Genomic DNA, 19488 nt, shown 5'->3' on the forward strand with positions numbered 1-19488 from the left:
CGCAAAAAATTAAACAATAGATAACAACGCATTCATCAGGCCAGACGCCAGCATCGCGGGCGCCAGTGACCCGGCGCCATTTTGAGGTAAGAAAATCATCGATCCCGTCCTTATATCCATTTTGCTCGCGACCACGATCGCGGGCGTGTTGAGCATTACCGCGGCGGCGATCTTTTCGTTTGCATTCCTGTCCAAAGTGGTCGAGCGCATGGTCAGCTTGTCCGTCGGCATCATGTTGTCGACGTCTCTGCTGCACGCCTTGCCTGAAGCGTTCGAATCGCAGGCGGATCCGCGCACCCTGTTCGCCACCCTGCTGGCGGGCTTGCTGGCCTTTTTCATGCTGGAAAAATTCGCCATCCTGCGCCATTCGCACCACCACGAAGGCGATGGCCACCATCATGCGCACGGCCATGACAAGCACGAGGCGGGCAAGGCCGGCTGGATGATCCTCGTCGGCGACGGCATGCACAATTTTACGGACGGCATCCTGATCGCGGCCGCCTTCCTGGCCGACCCGAAGCTGGGCCTGGTGACGGGCCTGGCCATCATCGCGCATGAAATCCCGCAGGAAATCGGCGACTTCATCGTGCTGCTCAATGCCGGCTTCTCGCGCTTGCGCGCCTACATCTTCAACCTGCTGTGCAGCCTGATGGCGGTGGCCGGTGGCCTGCTCGGCTATTTCACCCTGGACCGCGCCAGCAATCTGATTCCTTATGTGCTCGTGTTCGCCTCGTCCGGCTTCATCTACATCGCCTTGAGCGACCTGATGCCGCAGATGCAGCGCCGCGCCACCTTGCGCGAAACCATTCCGCAAGTGCTCCTGATCGCGCTGGGCGTGTGCATCGTGCTGTTCCTGACGCACAAGCGCCACGGTGGTTGATGTACTGACTGTGTGGGTGTAGTATTGCCTTTCTGACTAACTTGCACAGAAAGGAGGAAAATATAATGGAAGAAAACTTGTTGCTCGCCTTGTGGCGCGCACGCTCTTTAAGCGCATTCGTTCGCTCTTGCCCACGTTCTATCGCGCTGCGATAACCTGGCCAGAGCAAAGCTACCCTCCTAGACGAGTCCTTTCCTGGTACTCCGTTGTCGTTAGCGCTCCTGTTAACGCGGATGCTTGCATCCCGAACAAAGACAAGAGCCATGACTACCCTTATCTCGACACAAGCTTTACAGCTGGATACCCACGACGGTTTCCTGTTCAACGAACTCGCCTTTACCTTGCGCCAGGGCGACCGCATCGGCCTGATCGGCCACAATGGCTGCGGCAAATCCACCTTGCTGGGTTTGCTCAGCGGCACGCGGGAAGCCTCGTCCGGCACCATTCATTATGCCCGTGCCTGCCGCTTGCAGCATGTGGAGCAGCATTTGCCGGCCGAACTTGCCAGCCTGAGCCTGTACGACGCCTTGCTGGCGCCCGTGCTGGACCAGCCGGAATTGCATTGGCGGGTCGACAGCCTGCTGGCCGAACTGGGCTTCGACCAGGAAACGGCGCAAGTGCCCGTGCACTCTCTGTCCGGCGGCCAGCACACGCGATTGCTGCTGGGGCGCGCCCTGCTGCAGGAGCCGAACGTGCTGCTGCTCGATGAACCGAGCAATCACCTGGACTTGCCGTCCTTGCTGTGGCTCGAGCAATTCCTGCTGGCCTGGCGCGGCGCCTTCATCCTCGTCTCGCACGACCAGCGCCTGCTCGACAACGTTGCCACGCGCAGCTGGATCTTGCGCGATAGCCGCCTCTACGACTTCGACTTGCCGTGCGGCCCCGCGCTGGCGGCGCTGGCCGAAGCCGATCTTGCCGCTGCCGCCCGGCATGCGGCCGAACAGAAGGAAATCGACCGCCTGTCGGCCAGCAGCGCCCGCCTGGCGCTGTGGGGGCGCACCTATGACAATGAAGACCTGGCACGCAAGGCCAAGACCATGCAGCGGCGCATCGATAAATTGAAGGATGCGCAATCGTTCGTCAGCGATGGCGCACCTTGGCGCCTGAGTTTGCGCGGCAAGGCGCTGGCGGCCGACCAGCTGCTGGCGCTCGACGGACTGGACGTGCGCGCCGTGCCCGCTTCTCCCGTGCTGTTCCAGGTCGGCCAGCTGTGGCTGAAACCGGGCGACAGGGTCGCCTTGCTGGGCGCCAACGGCAGCGGCAAGTCGTCCCTGCTGCGCCTGTGCTGGCAGGCGATCCAGGCGCAGCAGGAACGCAGCGACTTGCGCTACCACCACGCGGCCAACATCGGCTATTACGACCAGTCGCTCAGGCAACTGGCCGATACGGCCGATTTGTCCGACGCCCTGTACCCGTTTGCCGTGCAAAACGAGGCTGCGCGCAGCCAGGTGGCGCGCAGGCAGGCCTTGATTGCGGCCGGTTTCCCGTATGCACGCCATGGCCAGACGGTGGCGACCCTGAGCGGCGGTGAGCGGGCGCGGCTGCTGTTCCTGGGCTTGTCGCTGGCCAGCTACCATTTATTGTTGCTCGATGAACCGAGCAACCACCTGGACATGCAGGGCAAGGCGGAACTGGGGCAGGCCTTGCAGGGTTTTGAAGGGGGCTGTTTGCTGGTGTCGCACGACCGCGACCTGATCGAGACGGCGTGCAACCGTTTTTGGGTGGTGGCCGATGGCCGGCTGGAAGAGTGGCCCGATGCGGCCAGCGCGTATGCACGGCTGAGCGCGGAAGATGGACAGGCGCCGCTGCCGGCGCTGCGCGTGGAAGCGGCTGCGCGTGTACCCACGCAAAGCGACGTTGATGTTCAGCTGGAGCGCTTGTGCGAACTGGAGCAATTGCTGGCCGAGGATCTGGCGAGAAAACCGCGGCACCAGAAGCCGGCCAGCCAGCAGGCGTGGCTGGCGGAACTGACGCAGTTGAATCAGGCACTGGGGATAATTTAATCGTTATCCACAGGTAAAAAAATGGCGGACCACTTGGTCCGCCATTTTTTCAGTTACCCGTCGCCACCGGCCGCGCCGGATTCGCGCACCATTCGCTCCATGAACCCGGATACAGGGCTGCGCCAGGTAAACCCGCCACTTCCAGGGCCAGCAGGTTGTGGCACGCCGTCACGCCGGAGCCGCATTGCAGGATGGCCGCTTGCGGTGCGTCAAACAGGGCGCTGAAATCGCGCCGCAGTTCCTCGGCGTTTTTAAAGCGGCCGTCCGTCTGCAGGTTATCCTTGAAGAAACGGTTTTTCGCGCCGGGGATATGGCCGCCCACGGGGTCGATGGTTTCGTTTTCGCCCCGGTAGCGGTCGGGGGCGCGCGCATCGATGACGGTCAAGGCTTGCGTTTCCAGGTTGGCAACGACGTCCTGCACGCTGACCGTGCGCGTCAGGCTGGCTTTTTCCGTGATGTTACCGACCGGGCGGGGCGCCACCGGCGTGACCAATGGTAAACCTTGCGCCTGCCAGGCGGCCAGGCCGCCGTCAAGCACGGCCACGGCAGGATGGCCGAGCCAGCGCAGCAGCCACCACAGGCGGGCGGCGAACATGCCGCCCTGGCCATCATAGGCGACCACTTGCGTGTCGTCATTGATGCCCCAGCCGCGCAAGGTGGCCAGCAGGGCGTTGCGGTCGGGCAAAGGATGGCGGCCGGTAAATTCCGCGCCGCGCGCCGTCTTGGGGCCGGACAGGGCCGTATCGATATCGGCGAACTGCGCGTTCTGGATGTGCCCGGCGGTAAACGCGTCGCTGCCCGCTGTGGGGTTGAGCAAGTCGTGGCGGCAATCGAGGATCACCCAGTTGCTGTCGTTCAGGTGGCTGGCCAGTTCGCTGGCCTGGATCAAGGTGGTGTACATCGGAAACGCTCCTTTACACTTCGCTGGCAATCGGATCCGTGCGCGCTATCGCCGCGCCACGGGCCGTGTTGCGGGTATTGTAATAGGTTGCCGCGATGCCCGAAGCGAGAATGATGCCGATGCCGGTCCAGCCGTGCCAGTCGAACAGGTCGCCGAAGATCACCACGCCCCAGAAGCTGGAAAAGACGATGCCCGTGTATTGCAGATTTGCAACCACGAGGGTCTTGCCCAGACGATAGGCGCGCGTCATGGCCATCTGCGCCATGGTGGCACACAGGCCGATGGCGGCCAGCAAGCCGATGCCGTAGGCGCTCGTGTGCGCATGCCAGACGACGGGGCCGCCGCCGGCGCTGGCCACGTGGCCGATCACGCCAGCGAGGAAATTGACGACCGAGAAATAAAACACGACCCGGTATTCGGGTTCGCCCAGCAAGCCCAATTTACGCACCTGCAAATAGGCGAGGGCCGACAGCATGCCGGAAATCAAGGCCGTAATGGCGCCGGCCAGCTGGTCCGTTTCGAACACGGGCTGCAGCAGCAGGGTCACGCCGACAAAGCTCATGGCAATGGCCGCCACCAGCGGCCACTCGACCTGTTGCATGCCTTTCCAGAAGCCGCCGGCCAGCAGGATCACGGCGATCCAGATGGGCGCCATGTAGTTCAAGGTCATGGCCGTGGCCAGCGGCAGGATGGCGATCGCATAAAACCACAGCCACAGGGCGATCACGCCCACCACGCCGCGCCACAGATGCTGGCCCGGCATTGTGGTTTTGAAGCTGCCACCCTGGTAGAGGATGGTGCAGCTCATGACGATCATGCCGATGATGCCGCGGTACATGACGATTTCGGACGTCGAATACATATCCGACGCCAGCTTGACGCACACGCCCATGATGGCGAACATGAAACTGGCAAATAGCATCCAAAGCGATTGCATGAGAAATCCTGACGATGAAAAAGAAAAGGCCGCGCAATGCGGCCCTGGAGGGAATTACAGTTCGATATTATTGCGGTACCACTCGTGGAAATGCTGCATGCCGTCTTCCATCGGTGACTGGTAAGGACCCACTTCGCTCACGCCGCGCGCCATCAGGGCCTTGCGGCCGGCATCCATGCGCTGGGCGATTTCATCGTCCTCGACGCAGGTTTCCATGTAGGCCGCCCGTTCCGCTTCGACGAAGTCGCGCTCGAACAGCACGATTTCTTCCGGGTAATAGAACTCCACCACGTTGCGCGTCTTTTGCGGGCCATCGGGCCACAGGGTCGAGACGACCAGCACGTGCGGATACCATTCGACCATGATGTTCGGATACAGGGTCAGCCAGATGGCGCCATACGGCGGCGCTTCACCGCCACGGAATTGCAGCACCTGCTCCTGCCATTTCTTGTAGGCAGGCGAACCGGCCTGCTGCAAGCCGCGGTGCACGCCCACCGTTTGCACGCTGTAATCCTTGCCGAACTCCCAGCGCAGGTCGTCGCAGCTGACGAAGCTGCCCAGGCCCGGGTGGAACGGTTCGACGTGATAGTCTTCCAGATAGACTTCGATGAAAGTCTTCCAGTTGTAGTCGCACTCGTGGATTTCCACGTGGTCGAACATATAGCCGGAGAAATCGAGGTCTTTCGAGACGGACAAATCTTTCAATTTTTCCATCACGTTGTAGCCGTTTTGCTCGAACAGCAAGCCATTCCAGCTTTGCAGCGGCGTTTTCGACAGGTTCAGGCACGGCGTCTCGGGGAAATGCGGCGCGCCGATCAATTCGCCCTTGAGGTCGTAGGTCCAGCGGTGCAGCGGGCAGACGATATGGTTCGCGTTGCCGCGGCCGTTGTACATCAGCGCCTGCCGGTGGCGGCACACGTTGGACAGCACTTCGATGCCGTTGGCGTTGCGCACGAGCATGCGCCCCTCGTTCTCAGACGCCAGGGTCGCAAAATCGCCGGTTTCCGGCACCATCAGCGCATGCCCGACGTAGCGCGGGCCGGCTTGGAACAATTGCTGCATTTCACGCTGCAACAGCGTTTCGTCAAAATAGACGTGGACCGGAAGTTGCGCGTTTGAGCGCGCCAGCTTGGCGTGAGTAGCCAGATCGGACATCCCAACCCCCCATAAATGTACAACGGTCAGCAGTGCCCCAAGCCCTTGCCTGGACAACCGCTACAGAGAGAAAGAATCCGCAAAGACCTGAATTCAAATTTGTTGAAACGGTATTTCGGACAGAACCGGCGATTATAGCGCGTATCGGCCTCGGCATTGCCAAAACCCCCCGGTAAATAGTCTTTTAATGAGAAACATTGTCATTTGGCGCGCAATAACCGGTAGCGAGGGGCTATTGCGCTAAAATTCACTGCCAAGCTGGCAACGCTATTGACTTTGAGCGCGCTGATTGCGCTTTAGTTTTCACTTAATAGTGTGGTTTGTTCTAAAATAACGCTTCTATGCTGGCCGGGAGTCCCCGGCGTCTCCCTACAAGCCCCTCGTGCCACGAAGAGATTTGAGTCTATGTCGAAGAAATTAACTGCCGCTGCCGCAGCGCCGGCCTCGTTTGAAGAGGCGATGGCGGAACTGGCGCAGCTGGTAACGCAAATGGAAGCGGGCCAGTTGCCGCTGGAAGCATCGGTCGCGGCGTACCAGCGCGGCTCGGAACTGGTCAAGTATTGCGCAAGCCAGCTCGACAGTGTCGAAGCGCAGGTGAAAGTATTGGAAGGCGACATGCTGAAACCGTTCGTGGATGCGGGCGAGGCCGCCCAATGATGGCCAGCGTGCAACAAGATGGCGTGACCTTCGGCGACTGGATGCAAAGCACCCAGTCCGGCGTGGAAAGCCGGCTCGACCAGTTCCTGCCGGCGGCGGACGCGGTGCCGCACAAGCTGCACGCGGCCATGCGCTATGCGCTGTTGGGTGGCGGCAAGCGCGTGCGCCCGCTGCTGGTGATGGCGGCAGGCGAACTGTTTGATGCCGATCAAGATACCCTTGCGCGCGCAGCTTGCGCGCTGGAAATGATTCACGTGTATTCGCTCGTGCATGACGACATGCCGTGCATGGATGACGATGCCTTGCGCCGTGGCAAGCCCACCGTGCACATCGCCTACGATGAAGCGACGGCCCTGCTGGTCGGCGACGCGCTGCAATCGCAGGCCTTCATGCTGCTGGCCGACGGCGCGGCCATTCCACCGGCGCGGCAAATGGCCATGCTCAAGCTGCTGGCGCACGCGTCCGGTTCGGCAGGCATGTGCGGCGGGCAGGCGATCGACCTCGACAGCGTCGGCCTGGCTTTGACCCTGCCGCAGCTGGAACAGATGCATCAGTTGAAAACGGGCGCCTTGCTGCGCGCGGCCGTGATCCTCGGCGCGCTGGCCGGCAAGGACTTGACGCCAGACGAGATGACGGCGCTGAACGCGTATGCGCGCGCCGTCGGACTGGCGTTCCAGGTGGTCGACGACGTGCTCGACGCCACGGCCGATTCGGCCACCCTGGGCAAGACGGCAGGCAAGGATGCGGCCGCCAACAAGCCGACTTACGTATCGATACTGGGGCTGGAACCATCGCGGGCCCTGGCAGAACAATTGCGGTGCGACGCCCATGCGGCGCTGGCGCCATTCGGGGACAAGGCACGCCGTTTGCGCGAGCTGGCGGACCTGGTCGTGCAGCGGAAGGCATAAATGAAACTGTTAGAAACCATCAATGAACCAGCGCAAGTGCGCAAGCTGGCCCGCTCGCAACTGGTGCCGCTGGCCCAGGAACTGCGCAGCTTCCTGCTCGACTCCGTTTCCAAGACGGGCGGCCACCTGTCGTCCAACCTGGGCACGGTCGAGCTGACCGTCGCGCTGCACTACGTGTTCAACACGCCGCACGACCGCATCGTGTGGGACGTGGGCCACCAGACCTATTCGCACAAGATCCTCACGGGCCGCCGCGAGCGCATGCATACCTTGCGCCAGAAAGACGGCATTTCCGGCTTCCCGAAGCGCGACGAAAGCGAATACGATACCTTCGGCACGGCGCACTCGTCGACGTCGATCTCGGCCGCGCTGGGCATGGCGCAGGCGGCCAAGATCAAGGGCGACCCGCTGCACGCGATCGCCGTGATCGGTGACGGTTCGATGACGGCCGGCATGGCCTTCGAGGCGATGAACAACGCGGGCGTGCAGGAAGACGTCAACCTGCTGGTGATTTTGAACGACAACGACATGTCGATCTCGCCGCCCGTGGGCGCGCTGAACCGCCACCTGGCGCGCTTGATGTCGGGCCAGTTCTATGCGGCGGCGAAAAATGTCGGCAAATCGGTGTTGCCCGGCCCCGTGCTGGAACTGGCAAAGCGCTTTGAAGAGCACGCTAAAGGCATGGTCGTGCCCGCCACCATGTTCGAGGAATTCGGTTTCAATTACATCGGCCCCATCGACGGCCACGACCTCGATTCGCTGATCCCGACCTTGCAAAACATCAAGCAATTGAAGGGCCCGCAATTCCTGCACGTGGTGACCAAGAAGGGCCAGGGCTACAAGCTGGCCGAGGCGGAACCGATCCTGTACCACGGCACGCCGAAGTTCAATCCGGCCGAAGGCATCAAGCCGGCCACGGCGCCGGGCAAGATGACGTACACGGAAGTGTTCGGCAACTGGCTGTGCGACATGGCCGCGCACGACAAGCGCCTGGTGGGCATCACGCCGGCCATGCGCGAAGGCTCGGGCATGGTGAAATTTGAACAGCAATTCCCGAACCGCTATTTCGACGTCGGCATCGCCGAGCAGCATTCCGTGACCTTCGGTGCGGGCCTGGCTTGCGAAGGCTTGAAACCCGTCGTGGCCATCTATTCGACCTTTTTGCAGCGCGCCTACGACCAGCTGATCCACGACGTGGCCCTGCAAAACCTGGACGTGACGTTCGCGCTGGACCGTGCCGGCCTCGTGGGCGCCGATGGCGCCACGCACGCGGGCAACTACGACATGGCGTTCCTGCGCTGTATCCCGAACATGGTCGTCATGGCCGCGTCCGACGAAAACGAATGCCGTCAAATGCTCACCACCGGTTACCATTATCCTGGCCCGGCCGCCATCCGCTATCCGCGCGGCGCGGGCGCTGGCGTGGCCATCGTGCCGGAACTGACCGGCATTGACATCGGCAAGGGCGAGCTCAAGCGCCACGGCAAGCGCATCGCCATCCTGGCCTTCGGCTCGATGGTGGCGCCGAGCGTGGCGGCGGGCGACAAGCTCGACGCGACGGTAGCCAACATGCGCTTCGTCAAGCCGCTCGACGTGGCGCTGGTGAAACAGTTGGCCGCGGAACACGATTACCTGGTGACGGTGGAAGAGGGCTGCATCATGGGCGGCGCCGGCTCGGCCGTGGCCGAAGCGCTGGCGGCCGAAGGCATCGTCAAGCCGATCCTGATGCTGGGCTTGCCCGACACTTTCATCGACCATGGCGACCCCGTGCAGTTGCTGAAAAGCGTGGGCCTGGACGCCGCCGGCATTGCCGCGTCGATCGAGCAGCGCTTTGGCGGCACGCAGCCGCGCCTGGCTGTCGTCAGCTAAGTTTGTCTGTAGACAGGAAAGCGGCGCTGCGGTGCCGCTTTTTTTTCGTCCGCAGGGATTTTACGCTGCACTGCAACATTTTTCGCCGGGGAATGCTACGATGACGCTTTGATACCCTTTCAAAGTCCAACTTGCATTTCAGGAAACTTCACCGCCGTTCGCGCGCGCTGGCCGGCCGCTGGCTGACGGGCATGCACGCCTATACCGACAAGCTGGCGCAGCGCCGTCCTCTGTGGATGGTCAGCCTGGCCATCGATGAAACGAATCTGTCCGAGGGCCTGCGGGCCGCGTGCGCCTCGAGCGCCATGCTGCTGCTGGGCCTGCTGTTCGACCACCCCGATTTTTCCTGGGCCGCCATCGGCGCCTTCTGGACCTGCCTGGCCGACGCGGCCGGCACGCGGCGCATGCGCTTCGTCTCGATGGTGGGCTTCGGCTTGCTGTCGACGGTCGCTGGCGGCCTGACGGCGCTGGCGGCCGGCCATGGCGTGGCGGCGGCGGCCATCGCCGTGCTGCTGTTTTCCTGGGCCGGCGCGCTGGCGCGCATCTGGGGTGCGGCCACGGCGCAAGTGGCCATCCTGGCGGCCACGGCTTGCGTGGTGATGGTCACGCATCCATTGGAATCGATGACGCAGACGGCGCCTTTCCTGGGCCTGTACATGTTCGGCTGCCTGTTTGCCACCGTGCTCAGTTTTACGGTCTGGCGCATCCACCCGTTCAGCCCGGCCAGGCGCGCCATCCGCGCCGCGTATTCGCGCCTGGCCGGCATCGCGCGCGACAATGCGCGCTTCCTGGAACAGGGCCCGGCGCTGCCGGACGCCACCGCGCATGGCGCCAGCTACCGCTCGCAAGCGCGCGCCGCGCTGGAAGCGGCGCGCGTGGCGCTGGCCGCCGTGCCGCCCGCGCGCGCGGGACGCAGCGCCCTGTACGACAACCTGCTGCTGGCGCTCAGCGACGCCGAGCGCATCTTCGCCTATCTGATCGCCGTCACGCATACTTGCGAGCGCGAGCAGCAGCGCCTGCGGCAGGACCCGCGCGCGCGGCGCAGCCTGGAAGTGATGGCCGTGCTGCTGCGCCGCCTGGGACAAGCCGTGCAGCGCCAGCCGGAAACGCCGCCCCTGGCATTGCAGCGCCGCCTGGCGGGCTGCGGACGGCGCCTGGAAGCGGCGCTGGGCGCCTTGCTGCCGCTGCGCCTGAACGTGGACTTCATGGAACTGGGCTTGCCGCGCGCGACACAGCTGCCGTGGCGCGAGGCGGCCTTCCTGGCGCTGGGGCACGCGTGGCAAACGGCGAAAGTCAACGCCACGCCGCAGTCGCTGAGCTGGCGCCATGCGGCGCGCGTGTCGCTGGCGACGACGGCCGGCTTCCTGCTGGTCGAAGCCTTGCAGATTCCGTTCGGCTACTGGGCCACCATGGCGACTTTATTGATCTTGCAGCCATCCGTGTCGACCACCTGGCCGCGCGGCATCGAGCGGGTCGCGGGCAGCGTGCTGGGCGCCGTGCTGGCCGTGCTGATCGGCCTGTTCATTTACACGCCGCTCGGTATTTCGCTGGTGGTGTTTCCCCTGATCGTCGCCACCATGGCCTTGCGCCGTGTCAGCTACAGCCTGCACGTGCTGTTCATGACGCCCGCCTTCGTGCTGGTGGCCGACTATGCGGCGCCGGCCAGCGAGATGGTGTATGCGATGAGCCGCCTGGGCAACAATGTGCTCGGTTGCGTGCTGGCCCTGCTGGCCACGTTTTTCCTGTGGCCGGACCGCGAGGCGGACGACCTCGATCAGCGCCTGGCGAAAGCCGTGTCGGCCAACCTGAAATACCTGCTGGCCGTGCTGGCGGCGGGTGGACGCTGGGACAGCGCGATTGCGCGCCTGCGCCGTGAGGCGGGGCTGGCCAGCAATAACGCGGAGCAAGTGCTGCAGCGCTTGCGCATCGAGCGCCGCCTGGACCGCAGCAGCGGCGTGGGCCTGGCGGCGCTGCGCACCTTGCCGCTGCTGCGCCGCGTGGCGGGCAGTACGGCGCGTATCAGTTTGAGTCCCCAGGCCGAGCCGGCGCCGCCCGAATTGCAACGGTGGATTGCCGCCGTCAGCGGGGAAATCGATGCGCTGCTGCGCGGTGACGCCGAGGCCGGCGCGCCCGGCCCGTGCGCGGCCGAGGGCTTGACTGCCCTGCAAGCCGATGCGGTGGCGCAGGTGCAGTTGCTGCGCGGCTTGCTGCGCGAGCATGTGCAGGCGGCCGATAGCGCAGTGGCATCCTCGCACTGAAGCGTAGCCGCTCGGCCGGCTGCGCCCGCAACCGGCCTTTTCCTGCTTGCGGCGCCAATATTGTATAGACGTTTGGCGCCTGCCAATCTCTCCAAATTCCACATTGCATGGGCTTTGCCGATATATTTTCCAAACTGGAAATTTATCGAAAGGAAACGTTGACTCTAAAATAAGTGGGGTCTATATTCGATTTTGCAGGATGTAAATTCGATAAAGTAATAAGCATCGTACTGCAGGTGGCATTTCTTTTTTTACGTCGATCTTCTGGCCATTCCAGCATGCAAGGTCGAATGCAGCGTGAATTAAGAAAACCGGGTGGACCGGGGGGAGAATTGCCCCGGTTTGGGGGGAACGACGTCGAGGTGGCTTCATGATGCAAAAGAAAATTAAAACCATTGCCATGTATGGCTTGATCCTGGCCGCCGGCCTGGGCAGCGGTTATGGCCTGTCCTTGTTGCCCGGCTTGCTCAAGTCGAATTACACCGAGGGCAATTACGCCGCGTATTTCCCGGATGCCCAGACGAAGGTGGTGCTGTACGGCACGGACTGGTGCGGCTATTGCGCCAAGACGCGCGCCTACTTCAAGGAAAACAAGATCGAATTCGTCGATCTCGATATCGAGAAATCCCCGGAAGCAAGAAAAGCCCATGAAGCACTCGGCGGCGGCGGCGTGCCGGTGGTGTTGATCGGCAACCGCAAGATCCAGGGTTTCAATGCGGGCGCGCTGGAAGCGGCGCTGAAGAAAATCTGACGTTCCCACTTGTTAACTTGAAAGGCTGACCATGTTCAAAAAGATTGCCGCTTTCCTGTTTGCCGCCGGCACGGCCCTGTCCTTCAGTGTGCACGCGGGCAGCCCCGATTGCACCTTTGTCTGCGAACGCAACATGCTCGATTGCGTGGAGTTCGACCAGCCAGCTTGCATGCAGCAGTACAAGGAATGCCTGAACCAGTGCCTGCGCTAGGAACGCGCTGACGCAGTGTGGATGGCGCGTAAGAGACGGCGCGCCATGGATGTCAGTGATCGTCTGTCAATTCAACAGGAGTGCTTATGTTCAAAAAACTGGGTTTCTTTTTGTTTGCCATGGGCGTCAGCGCCTCGTATGCCATGGCCAGCAGTACCGCCGACATTTCGGAATGCCAATCCGAGTGCTATATGGCGCTCGATGCCTGCGTCATGGAATTCAGTGTTCCTTCATGCGTCCGTGCCAATAAAACCTGCCTTCAGGCCTGCGGCTAAGTAACAGCCTGTCAGCCGGATAGCGCAGGGCAATGCTGTTTGACAGGCATCGCCTTTTTTCATCTCATCCCCGCGTGCGGTCATGCCGCCACAGCACGTCGCTGCCGCCGGCAAAACGGTTGAGCACGCGCGACAGCACGAACAGCAGGTCCGACAGGCGGTTCACGTACTGGCGCGGATGCTCGTGGAGTGGTTCCGCATTGGCCAGCGCAACGATGCTGCGCTCGGCGCGGCGGCACACGGTGCGGCACACATGCGCGAGCGAGGCGGCGCGCGAGCCGGCCGGCAGGATGAATTCGGAGAGCGCCGGCAAGTCCGCATTGTATTTCGCCAGCAGGTCATCGAGGCGCAGCACGTGCTCTTCCTTGATCAGCTGGTAGCCGGGGATGCAGATTTCTCCGCCCAGGTCGAACAGGTCGTGCTGGATGGCCACCAGCTCGTCGCGCAAGGCGTCGGGCATGGCTTCGCACAGCAGCAAGCCGATATTGGAATTGAGTTCGTCCACGTCGCCCATGGCGTGGATGCGGGCGCTGTCCTTGCTGGTGCGGCTGCCGTCGCCCAGGCCTGTGCTGCCATTGTCGCCCGTGCGCGTGGCGATTTTCGAAAGTCGGTTGCCCATGATGCTGATCCTGTAAAGAAGAATGGGGGCAGCATACGACACTGTGCGCCGCCCGGCGCCGGATTTGCGGGCAAATCGGACAAAAAATGCGGTGCGCGCCACTTTTGTGCTTACAATCGTTGCACGTCCATGCCTCTTGCCATCCATCTTATGCTCAATGCCGCCCCTGAATCCGGATTGACCGCCGCGCGCCAGCAAACCGTCGTCGCGGCCCTGCTGGCCGTGCTGCCGGCCCGCTGCGTGCTGTCCGACGCGGAGGATACGCGCCCGTACGAATGCGACGGCCTGGCCGCCTACCGCCAGCTGCCGATGGTGGTCACCCTGCCCGACACGGAGGAGCAGGTCATCGCCATCCTCGGCGTCTGCCGCGAACTTGGCGTGCCGATCGTGCCGCGCGGCGCCGGCACGGGCCTGTCGGGCGGCGCCTTGCCCATCGCCGACGGCGTGGTGCTGTCGACGGCGCGCCTGAACCGCGTCGTGCGCCTCGACGCCTACGCGCGCACGGCCGTGGTGCAGCCGGGCGTGCGCAACCTGGCCATTTCCGAAGCGGCGGCGCCCCACGCGCTGTACTACGCGCCCGACCCGTCCTCGCAGATCGCCTGCAGCATCGGCGGCAACGTGGCGGAAAACTCGGGCGGCGTGCATTGCCTCAAATACGGGCTGACCGTGCACAATGTGCTGCGCGTGCGCGTCGTCACCATCGACGGCGATGTGCTGGAACTGGGCGGCGAATGCCTGGACTCTCCCGGTCTCGACCTGCTGGCCGTCTTCATCGGCTCCGAAGGCATGCTGGGCATCGTCACGGAAGTGACCGTGAAACTGATACCGAAGCCGGCCACGGCGCGGGTCATCATGGCGTCGTTCGGCGACGTCGTCACGGGCGGCAATGCCGTGGCCAACGTGATTGCCGCCGGCATCATCCCGGCCGGCCTGGAAATGATGGACCAGACGTCCTCGCGCATGGTCGAACCGTTCGTCAAGGCCGGCTACGACACCGACGCGGCCGCCATTTTGCTGTGCGAGGCGGACGGCACGCACGAAGAGGTGGAAGAGGAAATCGCCCGCATGACGGCCGTGCTGGAAGGGGCGGGCGCCAGCGCGATTGCCGTCTCGCAGTCGGAAGCGGAGCGCATGAAATTCTGGTCCGGCCGCAAGAACGCCTTTCCCGCCGCCGGGCGCATCTCGCCCGACTACTACTGCATGGACGGCACCATCCCGCGCAAGCGCCTGGCGGAAGTGCTGACGGGTATCGCCGCCATGGAAACGACGCATGGCTTGCGCTGCGCGAACGTGTTCCACGCGGGCGACGGCAATCTGCATCCATTGATCCTGTTCGACGCCAACATGCCCGGCGAATTCGAGCGCGCCGAAGCGTTCGGCGCCGACATCCTGGCCCTGTGCGTGGCCGTGGGCGGCACCATCACGGGCGAGCATGGCGTGGGCATGGAAAAGATCAATTCCATGTGCGTGCAATTTACGCGCGCCGAACTCGATGCCTTCTTTGCCGTCAAGCGCGCCTTCGATCCCCATGCCTTGCTGAACCCGGACAAGGCGATTCCCACCTTGAACCGCTGCGCCGAATTCGGCAAGATGCATGTGACGGCGGGGCGCCTGCCGTTCGCCAACTTGCCCCGTTTTTAATTTTCCGGAGACCCCTTTGCAAGCGATAGCGGAACAATTCAGGCAGCGGATCCTGGCGGCCAGCGCGGCGGGTAAGCCCTTGCGCCTGCGCGGCGGCGGCACGAAAGACTGGTATGGCCAGCAGTTCGAAGGCGAGGTGCTCGACACGCGCGCGTATGCGGGCATCGTCGATTATGAACCGACGGAGCTGGTGATCACGGCCCGCTGCGGCACGCCGCTGGCCGAGATCGAGGCGGCGCTGGCCGCGCGCAACCAGATGCTGGCGTTCGAGCCGCCCCACTTCGGCCCCGGCGCCACGGTGGGCGGCGTCGTCGCCAGTGCCTTGTCCGGCCCGCGCCGGGCCAGCGCGGGCGCCTTGCGTGATTTCGTGCTCGGCGCCGTGCTGATGGATGGCCACGGCGAACGCCTGGCCTTCGGCGGACAAGTGATGAAGAACGTGGCCGGCTACGATGTCTCGCGCCTGCTGGCGGGGTCCTTGGGCACTTTGGGCATGATCCTGGAAGTGTCGCTGAAGGTGCTGCCCTTGCCGCTGCGCGAAGCGACGTTTCGCGTGGCCTGCGCGGAAATCGCCGCCTTGCGCATGCTCAATGAATGGGCGGGCAAGCCGCTGCCGATATCGGCCAGCTGCTGGCATGACGGTGTGTTGACGGTGCGCCTGTCCGGCGCCGAGGCGGCCGTGTCGGCGGCCCTGCAATCATTGAAAGGCGAAGTGCTGGCAGCAGAAGAAGCATCCGCCTTCTGGCTATCCGTGCGCGAGCAAACGCACGCATTCTTTGCGGGCGCGGGCAGCCTGTGGCGCTTGTCGCTGCCGCCGCACGCCAGCGCCATGATCCTGAAAGGACGCCAGCTGACCGAGTGGGGCGGGGCGCAGCGCTGGCTCAAGCTCGATGGCGACGCCGATGCGGCCAGCAGCGTGCAGATTCGCATGGCCGTGGCGGCCGCCGGCGGCCATGCGACGCTGTTCCGCGGCGGCGACAAGGCCGTGGGCGTATTCCATCCGCTGGCACCGGCCGTGGCCACCATCCACCAGCGTCTGCGGCAGGCTTTCGATCCGGCCGGCATCTTCAACCCGCACAGAATGTATTGAGCGCGCATGCAAACCAATCTCGCCGATTTCATCAAGAATACGCCGGCAGGCGACGAAGCCGAAGCCATCTTGCGCGCCTGCGTGCATTGCGGCTTTTGCACGGCCACCTGTCCCACCTACCAGCTGCTGGGCGATGAACTCGACGGCCCGCGCGGACGCATCTATTTGATCAAACAAGTGCTCGAAGGCGCGCCCGTCACGGCCAAGACGCAGACGCACCTGGATCGCTGCCTGACCTGCCGCAACTGCGAGTCGACCTGTCCCTCGGGCGTGCAGTACGGGCGCCTGGTCGACATCGGCCGCAACGTCGTCGAGCAGCGCGTGCAGCGCCCCTTGCGCGAACGCGCGCTGCGCTTCGCCCTGAAGGAAGCCTTGCCGCGCCGCTGGCTGTTTACACCCGTGTACAAGGCGGGGCAGGCGCTGCGGCCGCTGCTCTCGAAAAGCTTGCAGGACAAATTGCGTCCGGGCGCCGCCGCCGGTGCATGGCCCACGCGCCAGCACGCACGCAGCATGCTGCTGCTCGACGGCTGCGTGCAGCCGGCCATGTCGCCGAATATCAACGCGGCCACGGCGCGCGTGCTCGATGCCTTGGGCGTGCAACTGATCGTCGCGCCCAAGGCGGGCTGCTGCGGCGCGCTGCGCCATCACCTGAACGACCAGGACGCCGCGCTGGACGACATGCGCCGCAATATCGACGCCTGGTGGCCGTATGTGGAAAGTGCGGAAGCCATCGTCATGACGGCGTCCGGCTGCGGCGCCACGGTGAAGGAATATGGCCATTTGCTGGCGCACGATGCGCAGTATGCGGAGAAGGCGCGGCGCATCGCGGCGCTGACGCGCGATCTGTCCGAGATCATGCCGGCGTTTGAAGCGGAACTGGCGGCGCTGCTGCAAGGGCGCATCGGGAAAAGGGTGGCGTATCACCCGCCATGCACCCTGCAGCACGGCCAGCAGGTGCGCGGCAAGGTGGAGCAGGTCTTGCGCGCCGTCGGCGTCGACGTGCGCCTGTGCGCGGACAGCCATTTGTGCTGCGGTTCGGCGGGCACGTATTCGATCCTGCAGCCGGCATTGTCGCAGCAGCTGCGCGACAACAAGGTGGCGAACCTGGAAGCGTGCGAGCCGGAGATGATCGTGTCGGCCAATATCGGCTGCCTGAGCCATTTGCAGTCGGGTACGGAGACACCCGTGCGGCACTGGATCGAGCTGATCGACTCGGCCTTGACGCCTACATAGGCACTTCGCTGTACTGCGCGATGCGCCATTGGGGCGCCGGCACGAAGTTGCCGGCCCACTCCAGCACGGCGTCGGCCGGCATGGGGCGGGCGATGCCGTAGCCTTGTGCCAGGTCGCAGCCCAGCTGGATCAGGCGCGCGCCATGTTCGACGCTTTCCACGCCTTCGGCGATCACCGTCAGGCTGAAGGAGCGGGCCAGGCCGATGACGGCACGCACCAGATGCAAGTCGTCGCGGTCGTTGAGCATATTGCGCACGAAGCTCTGGTCGATCTTGACGATATTGGCCGGCAGGCGTTTCAGGTATGACATCGACGAGTAGCCGGTGCCGAAATCGTCGAGGGCAAACGTGATGCCCAGCGCCTGGCAGGCGCGGATGATGCGGCGCACGTCTTCGATGTCGTGCAGGGCCGACGATTCGAGGATTTCCAGTTCCAGCATGCTGGCGCGCACGCCGGGAAATTCGCCGAGGATGGTTTCCAGGCGCGAGACGAAGTCCGGTTGCTGGAAATGGCGCGCCGCGATATTCACGCTGACCACCCAGTGCTTGCCACCGGCGACCCAGCGCTGCATCTGCCACAGGGCCTGGCGCAGCACCCACTCGCCGATGTCGATGATCAAATCCGTCTGTTCCACCAGCGGCAGGAATTGCGCGGGCGCCAGTATGCCGCGGCGCGGATGCTGCCAGCGCAGCAGCGCTTCCATGCCCACCACCGTGCCGGCGCGCATGTTCACCTTGGGCTGATAGTACAGCCGCAGTTCGCCATTGATCAGGGCGTGGCGCACTTCCGTGCGCTGGTTGTGGTGGGTGCGCACTTCTTCATCGAGATTGGTGTCGAAGAAATGATACTGGTTACGCCCCGTCAGCTTGGCCTGATAGACGGCGTGGTCGGCGTGGCGCAGCAGGCTTTCCGTATTCAAGTCCTTGCCCGCGTAGACGGCGATGCCGGCGCTGGCCGTCATGTGCAGCGCCTGCTGGTCGCACTGGTAGGGGCGGCCCAGTTCCGCCATCAGCTGCGTCACGTTTTGTTCGATGCTGGCGATGCTGGCCTGGCCGCACAGCAGCATGACGAATTCATCGCCGCCCAGGCGCGCCGCGTAGTGGACCTGGCCCGTAAAGCCGTGCAGGCGGCCGGCCACCTGCTTGAGGATTTCATCGCCGGCCTCGGCGCCGTAGCGGTCGTTGATGGCCTGGAAATGGTCGAGGTCGAACAGGCAGACGGCCAGCAGGCGCTGGCGTTCGCGCGCGAGGAACAGTTCCTGTTCGAAGCGGGCGGCCAGCGCGGCACGGTTGGGCAGGCCCGTCAGCACATCATTGTAGTTTTGCCAGGACAGCTTTTGCAGCGCCTGCTGCATGTGCACGGTTTCGTTCAGTTGCTCGCCCAGCTGGCGCTGGCTGGTTTTCAGCGAGGTCAGCAGTTCTTCGATATCGCCGGCCATGCCATTGAACGACTGCGACACGGCTTGCGCCTCGGGCGTGGCGCCAGCCGCCAGGCGCACGGCGAAGTTGCCGTCGCGGAAGCGGTCGGTCGCTTGCACGAAGCGCGCCAGCAGCTTGCGGTGCGTGGCCAGGATCAAGCCCAGCAGCACGAAGACGAGCACGATATTGATACCGCTGAGGACGGCCTGCTCGCGCACCCTGAGCCACACCTGCGCCAGTGGCAGGCCGGGCGTGTAGTGCAGGTCGAGGATGCCGTCGCCGCCGTCCGGCAGCGCCACCGTCAGGCGGCTGCGGATGGCCGTGATGCCGGCCAGGCGCGCGAACCATGTAGGCACCGTGGCCAGTGTGCCGGCCAGCTTGCTGTCGGCCAGTACTTCGACATGCCCGCCAGCCGTGTCCCAGCGCGCGGAAACGAGGCTGCGGTTCAGCGGCAGGGCGCTGCGCAGCACCTGGCGCACGCTGTCGTGCATCGCGTGACTGTCCGCGTGCACGGCCAGCGGCAGCACGCTATTGGCGAGGAACAGGTCGAGTTGCCGCGCATCGCTCTGGTAGCGCGCATTGGCCAGCGCCGTTTCCGTATCGAGCAGGGCGTGATAACGAACGGCGGAAACGGCGAGTATCAGGAAGAAAATAGGAAGAAAGAGGCGGGAATAAATTCCCATCC

General features: G+C 63.8%; 17 protein-coding genes. 12 read left to right on the top strand and 5 right to left on the bottom strand.

What is annotated here, in order from left to right; translation table 11 throughout:
- Positions 1-121 precede the first annotated feature (121 nt).
- Positions 122-880, top strand: a complete 759-nt coding sequence (locus IGS55_RS25140) for a ZIP family metal transporter (protein WP_046683425.1) — start codon at positions 122-124, stop codon at positions 878-880.
- Between the two features lie 263 nt (positions 881-1143).
- Positions 1144-2883 (top strand): ABC-F family ATP-binding cassette domain-containing protein, encoded by a 1740-nt coding sequence (locus tag IGS55_RS25145; RefSeq protein WP_230518310.1) that lies wholly within the window; start codon positions 1144-1146, stop codon positions 2881-2883.
- Positions 2884-2932: 49 nt separating this feature from the next.
- Here IGS55_RS25145 and IGS55_RS25150 read toward each other — a convergent pair whose 3' ends face one another.
- Genes IGS55_RS25150 through IGS55_RS25160 form a run of 3 tightly spaced genes read right to left on the bottom strand, consistent with a single transcriptional unit; the run spans position 2933 to position 5876 of the window.
- Positions 2933-3784 (bottom strand): sulfurtransferase, encoded by an 852-nt coding sequence (locus tag IGS55_RS25150; protein ID WP_230518309.1) that lies wholly within the window; start codon positions 3782-3784, stop codon positions 2933-2935.
- A 13-nt stretch (positions 3785-3797) separates the two neighbouring features.
- The gene (locus IGS55_RS25155) at positions 3798-4721 is read right to left on the bottom strand and encodes a DMT family transporter (protein ID WP_230518308.1); all 924 of its coding nucleotides are present in this window, start codon (positions 4719-4721) and stop codon (positions 3798-3800) included.
- 54 nt (positions 4722-4775) lie between these two features.
- Positions 4776-5876: an aromatic ring-hydroxylating oxygenase subunit alpha gene (locus tag IGS55_RS25160; RefSeq protein ID WP_128141298.1), complete on the bottom strand. Its 1101-nt coding sequence runs from the start codon at positions 5874-5876 to the stop codon at positions 4776-4778.
- A 405-nt stretch (positions 5877-6281) separates the two neighbouring features.
- Here IGS55_RS25160 and IGS55_RS25165 point away from each other — a divergent pair, with 405 nt between their 5' ends.
- The 7 genes from IGS55_RS25165 (at position 6282) to IGS55_RS25195 (ending at position 12805) form a co-directional block, all read left to right on the top strand.
- A complete protein-coding gene (locus IGS55_RS25165; RefSeq protein ID WP_034784821.1) occupies positions 6282-6533 on the top strand; it encodes an exodeoxyribonuclease VII small subunit in 252 nt (83 codons plus the stop codon).
- Positions 6530-7441: a polyprenyl synthetase family protein gene (locus IGS55_RS25170; protein WP_230518307.1), complete on the top strand. Its 912-nt coding sequence runs from the start codon at positions 6530-6532 to the stop codon at positions 7439-7441. Before IGS55_RS25165 ends, IGS55_RS25170 begins: the two co-directional genes overlap by 4 nt.
- Entirely contained in the window at positions 7442-9310 is a 1869-nt protein-coding gene (gene dxs / locus IGS55_RS25175) for a 1-deoxy-D-xylulose-5-phosphate synthase (protein ID WP_230518306.1), read from the top strand.
- A gap of 191 nt (positions 9311-9501) precedes the next feature.
- A complete protein-coding gene (locus IGS55_RS25180) occupies positions 9502-11568 on the top strand; it encodes an FUSC family protein (RefSeq protein WP_442908212.1) in 2067 nt (688 codons plus the stop codon).
- Between the two features lie 370 nt (positions 11569-11938).
- Entirely contained in the window at positions 11939-12319 is a 381-nt protein-coding gene (locus tag IGS55_RS25185) for a glutaredoxin family protein (protein ID WP_230518304.1), read from the top strand.
- 31 nt (positions 12320-12350) lie between these two features.
- Positions 12351-12530 (top strand): hypothetical protein, encoded by a 180-nt coding sequence (locus IGS55_RS25190; protein ID WP_034749100.1) that lies wholly within the window; start codon positions 12351-12353, stop codon positions 12528-12530.
- Positions 12531-12616: 86 nt separating this feature from the next.
- Positions 12617-12805 carry a hypothetical protein gene (locus IGS55_RS25195; protein ID WP_230518303.1) on the top strand — a complete coding sequence of 63 codons (189 nt, stop codon included), beginning with the start codon at positions 12617-12619 and terminating at the stop codon, positions 12803-12805.
- 64 nt (positions 12806-12869) lie between these two features.
- On the opposite strand, the gene IGS55_RS25200 is transcribed toward IGS55_RS25195, so the two are convergent.
- Positions 12870-13424, bottom strand: coding sequence for a cob(I)yrinic acid a,c-diamide adenosyltransferase (locus IGS55_RS25200; RefSeq protein ID WP_070222612.1), 555 nt, complete (start codon positions 13422-13424; stop codon positions 12870-12872).
- A 150-nt stretch (positions 13425-13574) separates the two neighbouring features.
- Here IGS55_RS25200 and IGS55_RS25205 point away from each other — a divergent pair, with 150 nt between their 5' ends.
- The 3 genes from IGS55_RS25205 to glcF are packed head-to-tail and all read left to right on the top strand — an operon-like array spanning position 13575 to position 17385.
- Positions 13575-15065: an FAD-linked oxidase C-terminal domain-containing protein gene (locus tag IGS55_RS25205; RefSeq protein ID WP_230518391.1), complete on the top strand. Its 1491-nt coding sequence runs from the start codon at positions 13575-13577 to the stop codon at positions 15063-15065.
- A 16-nt stretch (positions 15066-15081) separates the two neighbouring features.
- Positions 15082-16152, top strand: coding sequence for a glycolate oxidase subunit GlcE (gene glcE / locus IGS55_RS25210; protein ID WP_230518302.1), 1071 nt, complete (start codon positions 15082-15084; stop codon positions 16150-16152).
- Between the two features lie 6 nt (positions 16153-16158).
- On the top strand, positions 16159-17385 hold the full coding sequence (gene glcF / locus IGS55_RS25215; RefSeq protein WP_230518301.1) for a glycolate oxidase subunit GlcF: 1227 nt from the start codon (positions 16159-16161) through the stop codon (positions 17383-17385).
- Here the strand turns inward: glcF and IGS55_RS25220 are convergent.
- Positions 17378-19486 carry a putative bifunctional diguanylate cyclase/phosphodiesterase gene (locus tag IGS55_RS25220; protein WP_230518300.1) on the bottom strand — a complete coding sequence of 703 codons (2109 nt, stop codon included), beginning with the start codon at positions 19484-19486 and terminating at the stop codon, positions 17378-17380. The two genes, glcF and IGS55_RS25220, sit on opposite strands and share 8 nt — an antisense overlap.
- Between the last annotated feature and the right edge of the window lie 2 nt (positions 19487-19488).

Origin of the sequence: Janthinobacterium sp. EB271-G4-3-2 (genome assembly GCF_020858035.1) — a bacterium.
Lineage (GTDB): Bacteria > Pseudomonadota > Gammaproteobacteria > Burkholderiales > Burkholderiaceae_D > Janthinobacterium > Janthinobacterium aestuarii.